This window comes from Acinetobacter johnsonii ANC 3681, from assembly GCF_000368805.1.
In the GTDB taxonomy this organism is placed as follows: domain Bacteria; phylum Pseudomonadota; class Gammaproteobacteria; order Pseudomonadales; family Moraxellaceae; genus Acinetobacter; species Acinetobacter johnsonii.
In genome coordinates this window covers 73,304-85,884 of record NZ_KB849709.1, presented here as the reverse complement: position 1 = coordinate 85,884, position 12,581 = coordinate 73,304, and the positions used below count along the sequence as shown (strand labels likewise).

Annotated in this window: 10 protein-coding genes and 1 pseudogene; 8 read left to right on the top strand and 3 right to left on the bottom strand. The window is 41.5% G+C overall.

Going from position 1 to position 12,581, the window contains the following annotated elements:
* Positions 1-70: 70 nt before the first annotated feature.
* From F946_RS16215 to dnaX, 4 genes are all read left to right on the top strand, one after another.
* A complete protein-coding gene (locus F946_RS16215) occupies positions 71-925 on the top strand; it encodes a MaoC family dehydratase (protein ID WP_004984769.1) in 855 nt (284 codons plus the stop codon).
* Between the two features lie 68 nt (positions 926-993).
* Complete coding sequence (locus tag F946_RS16210; RefSeq protein ID WP_004984767.1) at positions 994-2,244, top strand: serine hydrolase domain-containing protein; 1,251 nt, start codon at positions 994-996, stop codon at positions 2,242-2,244.
* A gap of 71 nt (positions 2,245-2,315) precedes the next feature.
* On the top strand, positions 2,316-2,771 hold the full coding sequence (locus F946_RS16205; protein ID WP_004984759.1) for a copper resistance protein NlpE N-terminal domain-containing protein: 456 nt from the start codon (positions 2,316-2,318) through the stop codon (positions 2,769-2,771).
* Between the two features lie 260 nt (positions 2,772-3,031).
* Positions 3,032-5,128 (top strand): DNA polymerase III subunit gamma/tau, encoded by a 2,097-nt coding sequence (gene dnaX / locus F946_RS16200; RefSeq protein WP_004984758.1) that lies wholly within the window; start codon positions 3,032-3,034, stop codon positions 5,126-5,128.
* On the opposite strand, the pseudogene F946_RS16195 reads toward dnaX, so the two are convergent.
* Positions 5,121-5,658, bottom strand: a pseudogene (locus F946_RS16195) (acyl-CoA thioesterase). The gene dnaX and the pseudogene F946_RS16195 overlap by 8 nt on opposite strands.
* 51 nt (positions 5,659-5,709) lie before the next feature.
* Complete coding sequence (locus tag F946_RS16190; protein WP_004984750.1) at positions 5,710-6,870, bottom strand: iron-containing alcohol dehydrogenase; 1,161 nt, start codon at positions 6,868-6,870, stop codon at positions 5,710-5,712.
* A gap of 114 nt (positions 6,871-6,984) precedes the next feature.
* On the opposite strand from F946_RS16190, the gene F946_RS16185 reads away from it, so the two are divergent.
* From F946_RS16185 to F946_RS16170, 4 genes are read left to right on the top strand one after another with little or no spacing between them, the layout of a single operon-like run.
* On the top strand, positions 6,985-7,494 hold the full coding sequence (locus F946_RS16185; protein ID WP_004984748.1) for a low molecular weight protein-tyrosine-phosphatase: 510 nt from the start codon (positions 6,985-6,987) through the stop codon (positions 7,492-7,494).
* Positions 7,495-7,507: 13 nt separating this feature from the next.
* Positions 7,508-8,545, top strand: a complete 1,038-nt coding sequence (gene murB / locus F946_RS16180) for a UDP-N-acetylmuramate dehydrogenase (protein WP_004984745.1) — start codon at positions 7,508-7,510, stop codon at positions 8,543-8,545.
* 4 nt (positions 8,546-8,549) lie between these two features.
* Positions 8,550-9,662: a YdcF family protein gene (locus F946_RS16175; RefSeq protein ID WP_004984741.1), complete on the top strand. Its 1,113-nt coding sequence runs from the start codon at positions 8,550-8,552 to the stop codon at positions 9,660-9,662.
* Complete coding sequence (locus F946_RS16170) at positions 9,662-10,693, top strand: alpha/beta hydrolase (RefSeq protein ID WP_004696940.1); 1,032 nt, start codon at positions 9,662-9,664, stop codon at positions 10,691-10,693. The genes F946_RS16175 and F946_RS16170 overlap by 1 nt, the downstream gene beginning before the upstream one ends.
* A 57-nt stretch (positions 10,694-10,750) precedes the next feature.
* On the opposite strand, the gene F946_RS16165 is transcribed toward F946_RS16170, so the two are convergent.
* Entirely contained in the window at positions 10,751-12,421 is a 1,671-nt protein-coding gene (locus tag F946_RS16165) for an FMN-binding glutamate synthase family protein (protein ID WP_004984739.1), read from the bottom strand.
* Positions 12,422-12,581 lie beyond the last annotated feature (160 nt).

Genomic DNA, 12,581 nt, shown 5'->3' with positions numbered 1-12,581 from the left:
CCCAACCTTCTCCCTGGGGGGAGAAGGAGCTTTCAAAAATATTGAAATAAAAACTTCTCAAAGGTTCAGTATGAAGACTCGCCATTTTAGTCAACTTCCAAAACCATATATGGCTTATCCAAAAGTCATTCAAGGTTTGATCTTTAAAAAACCAAAAGGTGAAAAATTCTTACCGCAGGTTGAGTATGTGGTAGATTCTTTTAACGTCGATCAAAAACATTTGAAAGCTTATAACCAAGTGTGTGGCTTTAAAAATAATGGTTATATTCCTGCGATTTATTTGGCTGTATTATCGCAAAGCTTACAAATGCACATGATGGGGCAAGAGCCGTTTCCATTTCCAGTCTTAGGTTTGGTGCATATTCGCAATCAAGTTAAACAAATGCGTAAAGTTGGCGTCAATGAAACCCTCACTTTATCATGTAAATATGGTGCGCTTGAACCACATGATAAAGGTGTTCAGTTCGATTTCATTACCACGGTGAAAGTTGGCAATGAAGTGGTGGTTGAAGCCTTAACCACGTATTTAGCACGTCAAAAGACCGATGGTAAAACAGCACCAAAATTAGTTGAACCAACGACTCCAGATTATCAGCCAAATGCAGTCTGGGAAGTCTCTGAAAACACAGGCCGTCGTTATGCAATGACCTCGGGCGACTTCAACCTGATCCACATTCATGCGGTGACAGCAAAAGCTTTTGGTTTCAAACAGGCCATTGCGCATGGCATGTGGAGTAAGGCCCGAGTGTTGGCTTCGATCACATTGCCTGATGCTTATGAAGCAGATGTTTGGTTTAAACTGCCGATGTATTTACCGTCAACAGTCGATTTTATGACTGCGACAGAAGGTGTAAATACAGCTTTCTTCATTCGAAATAGTAAGAATCAAAAACCGCATGTGACGGGACAGGTCAAAGCACTATAATTTTAAAAAGCCCAGTTTAGATTACACTGGGCTTTTTTATGTCCGCTTAAAAATACAAGGATGTGTAAATGAAAATTTTAAAACAATATTTACAAGCGAATCCGAACCATTATCAAGGCTATGTTGACCCACGTTTTCAAAGTATTGCCCATCTCTTTAGCTGCTTACAGGATGCTCGTTCAGCATATGGTGGTGCAGCCTGTGTTTTATATTTTCAAGGTGAAAAAGTTGTCGATATCTATACTGGTTTAGCAGCGGTAGATTCTCCTTGGCAGGCCAATACCATGTCGGTGTGTTATTCGACAGGCAAAGGTGTGCTCGCAACCTTGGCGCATATTTTAGTCAGTCGAGGTGTGCTGAGCTACGATCAACCAATTGCGGATTATTGGCCTGAATTTGCCCAAAATGGCAAAGGGAAGATGACGCTAAGACATGTGCTAAGTCATCAAAGCGGATTATTTGATATTCGTAATAACATTGCCGATGCAACAGAGATGTTGGATTGGGCACATATGTTAGACGTATTTGAAAAGGCACAACCTCGTTTTGCAATTGGTGAAGATGCTGCCTATCAACCTTTGTCATTTGGTTGGCTAGTCGGTGGTGCTTTGGAAAAAGCAACAGGGAAACCTTTAACTGAACTCTTTCAAACCTATTTAGTTAAGCCACTTGAACTTGATGGGGCTTACTTTGGTGCACCCAGTGCTGAATTAAAACGTATCGCGAGACCTATTACTCGTCCTGTACCTGTCCAACCAAATCAGAAAAGTCCAACGAAGGTGCGTAAAGTTTCATTGCTGGATAAAGCGATGCAGTGGTCAGGGCAAGATCCACAAGACTTTCAAGATGGCATGATACCCAAAGGCATGAAAAAGGTCAGTTTTTATCATGATGATGCGATTCAGGCGATCATTCCTGCTGCAAATGGTGTATTTACAGCCAATAGTTTAGCCAAAGTGTATGCGATGCTATCTCAAAAAGGGATTTGGGAAGGTCAGCAGCTGATTTGCCCTGATGTGTTTTCTGAATTGAGTCGAGTGCAATATACCTATCGAGATCGCGTGATGCCGATACCTATGCATTGGCGCTTGGGATATCACCGTATATTAACTTTAGGAAAAACCGCAGAGCAGGGTTTTGGTCATATGGGCTTTAATGGTTCAGGGGCTTGGGGCGATAGTGAGCGAGGCTTAAGTTTTGCCTATACACATAACTTTGCTACAGGTTCTTTAACTGGGGATTATCGACTTTGGGCTTTGAGCCAAGAAAGTTTACGCTGCGCAGATGCGGTCTTAACAGGCAAAAAAGGCTGGTTTTGACAAGTCTGAGATTTAGTCATCGTCTAAAATATGTTATGTTCGTCGCGGTTTAGGTTTTGAATATTTGTGACATGAAGACTCCCATTCTTATCCCGCTGGTTGCTACAGGATTATTGTTAGGTTGTTCCGAGGCGAATCAAACGCAACATGATCAGTCTAAACTTCAAGTGGCAGAACAAAAGCAGATTATTCCTGCGTGGGTTGGGAGTTATCAGGGGACAACGCCGTGTATGGGGTGTTTGTCCCGTTGTGAAGACTGTCCGGGTATGGCAGTAGCACTAGAGCTGCATGAAAACATGACCTATACCCTAAAACGAGAAAGTTTGAGTGGGCATAACGAAATCGAAACTTTGACTGGAGCACTTCGTTTTAATGCTCAAGATCAGCACAAGGTAGAGTTAGTGAACGTGACAACGCGAAACTTGCTTTATGTCGATTTAGAAGATCGTATTTTAGAAATACGTGAAGATGTGACTGGAAAAAAATATCAAATGCAGAGTGATTTTGTTTTGGTGAAACCAACTTAATTTTCTAAATATCTGTATTTTAGAAATTCATTTTAATATTTACATCTTTTTATTTTTCCAAAGCTCTCACTTTATTTCAAATCTATAATCTAAATACATAAATAGCTTGAGATAGGGAGTGGGATAAAAATGGAGCTAATGGTTTTTGAATTATTGATCTAAATCAGCTTTATAGCTTAGAAATGCGAGAACGGAGTGAAGTAATTCATTCACTCTTTGGCAAAAAAACAGTATGCTTAGGCCTATAAAAAGGAGCATACATGTATCAAGTACTTGCACGGAAATATCGTCCTCGCAATTTTAATGAGCTAGTGGGTCAAAACCACGTTTCTCGAGCACTAACCAGTGCTTTAGAGCGCGGGCGTTTGCACCATGCTTATTTATTTACAGGAACGCGTGGGGTCGGAAAAACCACCATTGCCCGTATTTTGGCGAAGTGCTTGAACTGTGAAACAGGTGTGACTTCGACACCATGTGAAGTTTGCCCAACCTGTACCGCCGTGAATGAAGGCCGTTTTATTGACTTGATTGAAATTGATGCGGCATCGCGGACTAAAGTTGAAGATACGCGAGAGCTTTTAGACAATGTGCCTTATGCGCCAACACAAGGTCGTTTTAAGGTCTATTTGATCGATGAAGTACATATGCTGTCTACGCATTCTTTTAATGCTTTACTCAAAACATTGGAAGAACCACCTGAACATGTGAAATTCCTTTTTGCAACCACAGATCCTCAAAAGCTCCCAATTACTGTGATTTCGCGTTGTTTGCAATTTACACTACGCCCGTTGGCTGTAGATGAAATTACCGAGCATCTGGGGAATATTTTAAATAAAGAAAGCATCCAAGCTGAACAAGATGCGATTTGGCAAATTGCAGAGTCTGCCCAAGGCTCATTACGAGATGCACTTTCTTTGACAGACCAAGCGATTGCTTACGGTCAGGGAGCCATCCAGCACCAAGATGTCAAAGAAATGTTGGGTTTAATCGACCGTACTATTATTTATGATTTGATACTTGCGATACATCAAAACCAAAAACAACGGGTGAGTGAGTTGCTGATGCAATTCCGCCAGCAAGCACTGGATGTATCTTTAGTTTTGGATCAGCTGATTTCGACTTTACATGAGTTGGCGCTATTACAATATTTGCCTGAACTTAGTCTCAAATATAGTGCTGAAATTAATAAAAAAATCATGCAATTGTCTCAGCAAATTGCTGCGCAAGACTTGCAACTTTATTACCAAATTGCATGTAAAGGGCGTGCTGAATTACAGCTAGCAGTCACCCAAGAGCAAGGCTTTGAAATGTCAGTGCTGCGCATGTTGGCGTTCCGTCCATTACAACCAAATGAAGTGTTGGTGGCTCATGCCAATAGTGCTGTAGTTGAATCTGTACAACAAACGGCAATACCGAGTGCTGCTCCAGAAACGGCTTTGCAGCAAGATGCTCAAACTGTAGATGTTGATGCGGCATTTGAAGACGCTGCAATAACTCAGAATGCAGAACCTGAGTTTAAACCTGAACTTGATGATGTCGATCTTTCAGAAAGCGCCGAAGATAATAAACCACCAGTGGACTCATCTCAGCAATCTGATCAAATCGTATTCGACCCTTCAAGCGATGAAGTGTTGTTCGATTTAGATGAAGCAGACGAATTTAATGCTCGAAGCAATGACGATGAGCCAAATAGTGATGATTTCTTATTTGATGAAATTGTACCGCTAGACCTAGAAAGTCAAAATGATGCGTCCCTTGAAGATGTCGTAGCAATAGCTGAACCTGCTGTGCAAGCGGAGTCTTCTGATTTAGCAAATGAAGTGCTTTCAGCAGATAGCGTACAGGACACCCAAGTTGTAGAAAATGAAAGCCTGCAAACTGTTGCCGCTATTGTAGAGCCTGTTCAACCTGAACAGGTTTCAACTGCATCAGCCGATTTAATGCCGCAAGATATTTTACAACTTCAACCGCAGCAGTTAGTCGGTGAGTGGACGGTGGAGAAGTGGGAGTACTGGTTCAGAAGCAGTGGCTTATCACCCGCGGTACAAGAGTTGGCTCAGCAAGGTTTAATGGCTGGGCAAATTAATGCCGAGTCTGTATTTATGATTCCGCAGCGTTATGAGCAACTCCTCACCCAGTTACGTCATGTCTTGGAAGATGCGCTCAAAGCTGAATGGCCTCAGACGCGTTTTGATGTGAAATATGCAGAAGTTGAAACAATTACCCCGTACACCATGCAGGCGCAGCGCAAGCAAAGAGCATTTCAACGTGCGCATGAATTACTGCAAAACGAAGATACGGTCAAAGGCCTTGTACAAACTTTTGATGGTGAATTGCAGAATATCCAACTTAAGTAATGCCATGGCTTAAGTAGTGGCGCAAAGCACTCCGCATTTCAGATGGAATCGGGGTGCTTTTGCGTGTTTCACGGTCTACAAAGACATGAACAAAATGTCCTTGAGCTGAAGCAGTTTCTTGACCAAATTTGAAAATGGCAAGTTCGTAAGTGAGTGAAGAGTTTCCTATTCTAGAAATAGTCACACCAATATCAATAATCTCAGGATAAGACAACTCATGTAAAAAACTGCATGCTGAGTCGACCACTAAACCAATAATAGGGGATTGGTGAATATCAAAATTTGCTTTTTCAATCAGTAAGGCATTTGCGGCAGTATCAAAATAACTATATAGTCAAATTATTATAAAACCAATACAAATCAGTCGATGAATTATTTCTATTTTTTTTCGAATCCTGTATGGATAATAAAGTAGTTTGACTATAGTAGGTGACGTTGTTGACATGGCCATAGAGGTCATTGTCTGACCAACGTGTTTGAATCGGTAGAAAATAATGAAATTGGTCACGTGTCTTTGCAGCTTGTCTCATCGATATCATCCTTAAAATCGTCTTATAAATAGCCTAAGCTAATTATATGGCTTAGCTGTAAATGGCTTGATAAATTTCCCGTGCCTGTTGCCACTCTAGTTCTCTTGGGTTGTTTTGTAGTAGGCGTGTTTGTAACATGGCATCGGTTGCAAGCTGGTCTAGACTATGTTCAGAAATATTCAATTCTTTGAGTTTTAAGGTTAAACCGCTACGGTCCAAATGGTTTTGCATATGATCGACGAAAAGATCAGAAAGACCATCGGTACAGCCTGTACTTTTTGGGTCGAGCCAGCAGATCAGTTCCGCATAATGTTGCTTGGCTTGGGGGAGGTTAAACTTTAAAACCTCTGTCAGTACTAAGGCATTACTGTGTCCATGAGAAATATGAAAATGCCCACCCAATGGATAAGCAAGCGCATGAACAGCACCTACAGGGGCATTGGCAAATGCTTGTCCTGCCAACATCGAACCGACCAACATATTTTGTCGAGCTTCTAAATTTTGACCATCTTCTAGCACCAAACTGAGGTTTTGATTCAGCAGTTTTAAAGCCTGTTTCGCCAACATGTCAGCATAGGGATTTTTCTTGATTTTAGAAGTATAGGCTTCAATCGCATGTACCATCGCATCAATGCCTGTAGCAGCACTAATATGACGCGGCAGGTTTTCAGTAAATGTCGCATCCAAAATCGCGACATCGGCAAAAAGAACGGGTGCTACGATTCCAGTCTTTGTCGTTTCACCTGTGGTGACGATCGAAATTGGTGTGACTTCAGAGCCTGTCCCTGCAGTGGTAGGGACTAAAATTAAGGGTAGACGAGGTGCTTGGGCATTATTCATCCCATAAAGATCTGATAACTTTTGCTGCTGTGCGGGATGGCTGAGGATGGCAATAATTTTTGCAACATCCATAGAGCTGCCGCCACCAAAGCCTAAAACGATATCTACCTTTTGCTGTTTGGCATAATCAACCGCATTTAAAACAATTTGTTCACTCGGATCCGCTTCAACCTCACTGTAAATACTATAAGTGAGCAAGAGATCTTCTAAAATTTCTAAGATGGGAAGATGAAGCTGATGCTTTAACATGCCTGCATCTGTAACCAATAACAGATGCTGATAAGGACGTGCTGTTAAAATGCCTCTGAGCTGTTGAATGCTGCCTAAGCCAGAAATAATATTCGGCACAGTTTGAAATTGAAATTGGTTCATATCAGCATCCTTTTTTATATCTTATCCAACAATATTGTTTTGTACTTCTATAGGATTCATCCTCTAAATAACTTAACATAAGACACTTGAAAATAAAGCTGTTTCGAGGTGGTTATGTCATTCACAGCGCCCTATAAGGTGTTATGTGTCTGTTTAGGAAATATTTGTCGTTCTCCCACGGCAGAAGTGGTTCTCAGACATTTTTGTGATGCACATCAGCTCAATATCGAAATCGATTCAGCGGGAACCAGTAACTACCATCCCAACAAAGCACCTGACTTACGTAGTCAAGAACATGCTTTAAAACGGGGCTATGATTTATCCAGCTTACGCGCACGACAGTTACAGACCCATGATTTTGTTCATTTCGATTTAATTTTGGCGATGGATCATCTTAATTTTGATGATATTCAAGCCTTGTATCAAACAGCGCAAACTGAATTTGGTACTCAGCCTCTCCGCGCTAAAATTGCACTGATGTCTGAACATGACGCGCAGTATCCGCAGCAAGCATTACCTGATCCTTACTATGGTGGCTCTGATGGTTTTGAACGTGTTCTTGACCAATGTGAGTCGAGCAGCCAAGCGTGGGTCAGTATTTTTAAACAACACTTTGAACAGTAATTAAGGTTCGTGCATGCAAATCGAAACACAAAAACAGCTTAAACCTTTTAATACGTTAAGCTTAAATGCGATAGCCTCTCATTATGTTCAAATTCACAGTCCAGATGAGCTTGTAGAAGCATTGGACTATGCACAGCAACACGCTTTGAATGTCATGATTTTATCTGGTGGAAGTAATATGCTGCTTCCTGCACAAATTGATGCTCTAGTTGTGCATATGAACATTCTAGGCGTAGAAAACCTGTCTGAAGATGTGAATACCAAAACTATACGAGTCGGCGCGGGACAAGTTTGGCATGACTTTGTGCTTTGGACGACAGAACATCATTTATTTGGCTTGCAGAATTTGGCGTTGATTCCAGGGCTCGTGGGCGCATCTCCTGTACAAAATATTGGCGCTTATGGTGTAGAGGCCGGCGAGTTCATTGAAAGTGTACAAGTCTATGACCGACAGTTGAAAACGTTTAGCGATATTCAAGCCAAAGACTGTGCATTTAGTTATCGTCATAGTATTTTTAAAGATGATCCAACTCGCTATGTGATTACGCATGTGACTTTCAAGTTGTTGAAAAAAGAAGATTTGAAAATTAGCTATGGTGACTTAAAACAAGCCGTGGGTGATGAGCTAACAGCTTTTAATTTACAACAACAAGTGATTCAGATTCGTCAAAGTAAACTGCCTGACCCGAAAGAATTTCCAAACGTAGGCAGTTTTTTTAAGAATCCAATTATTAGTCAGCAAGCTTATGACCTTTTAGCCCAACAATTTGAAAAATTGCCACATTATCCGCAGTTGAATGGTGATGTTAAAATTGCAGCAGGTTGGCTGATAGATCAATCGGGCTGGAAAGGTAAGAAGCTCGGTGTGGTAGGGATGTTTGCCAAACAAGCCTTGGTTTTAGTGAATTATGCCAATGCAGATTTGAACGATGTACAGAGCACATACCGTGCAGTACAGCAGGATGTGTATAATAAATTTAAAGTTTTGTTGGAACCTGAGCCTGTGCTTTTTAATTCGGCGGGTCTCATCCAATCTCATCAGGATCGTTAAAAGTATGAGTAAAACCCATAAAATGGTGCGTTTAATGCAAATCACTTCGGTGCTGTTTGCATTTTTCGGCTGTTTAATGATTTTTATTTATACGCCTTTTTATTCTAAACTGATTGTGGCGACATTGAATGCCTTTGTCCCTGCAGATGTCAATGAAGTTGCAGCACAAAGTCAAAAAATGGCAGCACTCAGTGAGCAAGAAAGCTTAGAACCGGGTTCTGATTTGTGGATTGCTCGTCAAGCGTACTTACAGTTGATGGAAGAGCAAATCAAAGAACATAATTCGCAAAACCTAACCACGATTCAGGCACGTTATAAAGCACTGCAACAGTTAATTATTTCTGAACAGCGTGAAGAGCAAGAAAAAGAGCAAAAGCCTCAAATTCCTTTGGTGGTTGAGACGGCAAGTTCTGAGGTTGACCCGACTGAAAATGTCAAAGAACTGCTAGAGCTGAATAGCAAAGAAAATAAAGCCCTGATGGAACATTATCTCGACTTTTTAAAAACGCATAAAGTTGAGACTGTAGAGGAAGAGCCGATAGATGAACAAATCTATCAGGACATTGCACAAATACATGCACAAAATGAAGAGAGAAAAGCGGCATTAAACATGCCGAATGCCATAGTTGTTTTGGGTGGCGGATTAACTTTAGATAAAAATCGTAAAGATATTGTGGTGAATGAATATACGCGATTACGTCTTGAAACCACATTGCAGGTCGAACAACAGTTCAAGCTCCCCATTGTGCTTAGCGGTGTCGAAGCCCCGTATATGCAAAGATGGTTAAAGGCACGTGGAGTCGATGCGAAACTATTGGAAGATCGTAGTATGAACACCTGCGAAAACTCGCGCTTTAGCTCTTTGCTGTTGCAGAAAAAAGGTGGTGCACCACGAGTGATTTTAATTACAGATCAATATCATATGCCACGTACACGTCGTTTATTTGCTTTAAATGGTATAGAAACACAGCCGATTGAAGCACCTATGCCGACCCAATTAACCCAATGGCGCCCAAGTGAACAAAATTATGACCATAGTCGCCGTGCCAATTATGAAATGCTTGCGACAATTCGTGATGTTCTGGTGGGTTCGAGTGACTGTCGGGAGATTCCATAATGCCTGAACTTCCTTTTTTAAATCCTTCCGTACTCAAACAACTTGAACTTCCTGTGCCGAGCCGTGAGACGACACCACAGCTTTTAATGCCTTTGAATCTAAACCAGCCGTATGAAGCATCGGTGGAGATGGTGTCTTATCGTCGTTTATATGGTTTAGATGCGTTGGACTGTGATCACTGGCAAGGTTATGTTCAAATGCCTTTGTTTAAGTTGCATGTCCAAGTTTTTGCACCAAAAATTGAAAAAATCAAAGGTTCAGTCTGTCTGTTGCATGGTTATTTAGAGCATAGCGGAATTTATCAACCCATTATTAAAGAGTTGCTTGAACAAGGTTTTAGTGTACTGACCTATGATCTTCCAGGGCATGGACTCAGTGATGGATCACCTGCGAATATCCAAAATTTTGATCATTATCAAGATGTGTTACATGCGGTGGTGCGTTATGTTAAACATGCTGAGCAGTTGCCGCAACCGTGGTTAGGTATAGGGCAGAGCACGGGTGGTGCAATTTTGATGCATCATTTGCTTGAATTTGCCGAACGCCGTGAAAACCCTTATGTGCAACGTGTTTTGTTGTTGTCGCCACTCATTCGACCTGCAAAATCCGCTTGGTGGCATAACTCGGTTGGACTAGGCATTATTCGTCGGATTAAACGTCAAGTGCCGCGTCATTTTAGGCGGAATAACCATAACCCTGAGTTCTTACGTTTTGTTCGTTTAAAAGATCCACTACAACCTCGCATGATGGGTATGGATTGGATTTTGGCTATGTCTAAATGGATGTTGGAAATGGAGCAGCGCCCAGCTTGTCGTATTCCAGTTTGGTTAGCTCAAGGTGCCTTGGATCAGACGGTAGACTGGCGTTATAACATTGAGTTTATTCGTGAAAAGTTCCGCCTACAGACCTTATTGATGTTGGAGGAGGGTTCACATCAATTGATCAATGAGCGTTCGGATATTCGTGCGGCATTAACAGGTCTAATCCCAGCCTTTTTACATGCACAGGGTTCATCGAGTGGATATTACTAACACTCTGTGATTTCTGTTATCGAAAATAAAAAGGAGGCTGATAGAGCCTCCTTTTATTTAGAAGTGTTCTAATTTGGACATATTCCACATACGGAAATAGAAGTTCTCTTCATCTTTATTTTCACAAGACAGCAGCTCACCATCTTTTAACCAAAAATGTAGCTGCGCATAGTTTCGAATTTCTCGGTCATTAATACGCTGTGCTAAATGGCGTGCTTTAATTTCTGCTGGGTGTTTTAAGCCCGCTGAAGCAATCATTTCCGAAAGTGCCTTTAATGTGTTGTCATGAAAATGCAGCACACGTTCGGCTTTGGTGGGCACATGTATTGCTTTTTGACGCTCTTTGTCTTGCGTTGCAACACCGACAGGGCATTGGTTGGTATGACAACTTTGCGCTTGAATGCAGCCCACCGCAAACATAAACCCTCGTGCAGAGTTCACCCAATCTGCACCAATTGCCATTGTACTGGCAATATCAAAGGCACTAACCAATTTGCCACTGGCACCAATTTTGATCTGATCACGTAAACCCGCACCGACCAGTGTGTTGTGTACGAAAAGTAAGCCTTCACGTAGTGGTACGCCCATATTGTCTATCAGTTCGATAGGTGCTGCACCAGTCCCGCCTTCGGAGCCGTCTACGACAATAAAATCAGGAATAATTTGAGTATGCAGCATGGCTTTGACAATGCTCATAAATTGCCAAGGTTGACCAATACACAGCTTGAAACCGACAGGTTTGCCTTCAGATAACTCACGCAGTTTTTGAATAAAATGCATCATCTGAATTGGAGTTTTGAAGGCAGAATGACTTGAGGGAGAAACACAGTCATGATCGCGACTGACGCCCCGTATTTCGGCAATCTCTTCAGAAATTTTATCTTTCGGTAGAATCCCGCCATGACCAGGTTTTGCTCCCTGAGAGAGCTTGATTTCGATCATTTTGACTTGAGGTCGTTTGGCTTGAACGGCAAATTTTTCAGGGTCAAATTGGCCATCTAGAGTACGGCAGCCAAAATAACCACTGCCTAACTCCCAAACAATATCGCCTCCATACTCAAGATGGTACGGACTTAAACTGCCTTCGCCAGTATCATGGTAAAAACCACCCATTTGCGCTCCTTTGTTTAAAGCGCGAATGGCATTGGCACTCAGGCTGCCAAAACTCATGGCTGAAATATTGAAAATAGAAGCACTATAAGGTTGTGAACATTGCGAATTGCCCACTAGAATACGGAAGGTTTTAGGGTCAGCAGGTGTGCATGGGCTCAGTGAATGAGTCATGAAGCGGTAGTTGTCTGCATAGACATCGATAATGGAGCCGAAGGGTTTATCCGCATTTTGGTTTTTTGCACGTTGATAGACCAAACTACGTTGCATTCGTGAAAAAGGCAGTGCATCTTGATCGGCCTCAATAAAATATTGGCGAATTTCGGGGCGGAAATCTTCAAAAATAAAACGAAAGTGCCCCATGATCGGGTAGTTCTTTAAGATCGAATGTTTATTCTGTAAAACATCATGCAAGCCAACAAGACTTAGTAAACCTGTGATCAGCCAAATACTGTTCAGTAAAGTGTCCGAAATAAAATAATTAATATAGATGGGCGTATGGCTATAATGAAAAAAAGAAATGCTCAAGAAAATAAAAATACACAGTAGCCAAATGGAGTGCCGGGAAAAAAAAGTATTGAGTAATTTATGACGTATGGATTGAGCAGGGCTAGACATATGGCTGGGCATCCTTCCTGGTTGTTTAGACCTAATGTGCCAAGTCTCTATTTCATCTACAAGTAATAAATTGTTGTTACGCCCGTTATTATTTGCAGGAGGAATCCAATATTAAAATTGCGGATAAATTTTATACAGATTGATATCTTTCAGAATTTAA

What these genes read in the sequence shown, in the direction of transcription:
- F946_RS16215 (WP_004984769.1), top strand. Translation starts at nt 71, where the DNA reads ATGAAGACTCGCCATTTTAGTCAACTTCCAAAACCATATATGGCTTAT.
- F946_RS16175 (WP_004984741.1), top strand. Translation starts at nt 8,550, where the DNA reads ATGAGTAAAACCCATAAAATGGTGCGTTTAATGCAAATCACTTCGGTG.
- dnaX (WP_004984758.1), top strand. Translation starts at nt 3,032, where the DNA reads ATGTATCAAGTACTTGCACGGAAATATCGTCCTCGCAATTTTAATGAG.
- F946_RS16205 (WP_004984759.1), top strand. Translation starts at nt 2,316, where the DNA reads ATGAAGACTCCCATTCTTATCCCGCTGGTTGCTACAGGATTATTGTTA.
- F946_RS16210 (WP_004984767.1), top strand. Translation starts at nt 994, where the DNA reads ATGAAAATTTTAAAACAATATTTACAAGCGAATCCGAACCATTATCAA.
- F946_RS16185 (WP_004984748.1), top strand. Translation starts at nt 6,985, where the DNA reads ATGTCATTCACAGCGCCCTATAAGGTGTTATGTGTCTGTTTAGGAAAT.
- F946_RS16170 (WP_004696940.1), top strand. Translation starts at nt 9,662, where the DNA reads ATGCCTGAACTTCCTTTTTTAAATCCTTCCGTACTCAAACAACTTGAA.
- murB (WP_004984745.1), top strand. Translation starts at nt 7,508, where the DNA reads ATGCAAATCGAAACACAAAAACAGCTTAAACCTTTTAATACGTTAAGC.
- F946_RS16165 (WP_004984739.1), bottom strand. Translation starts at nt 12,421, where the DNA reads ATGTCTAGCCCTGCTCAATCCATACGTCATAAATTACTCAATACTTTT.
- F946_RS16190 (WP_004984750.1), bottom strand. Translation starts at nt 6,870, where the DNA reads ATGAACCAATTTCAATTTCAAACTGTGCCGAATATTATTTCTGGCTTA.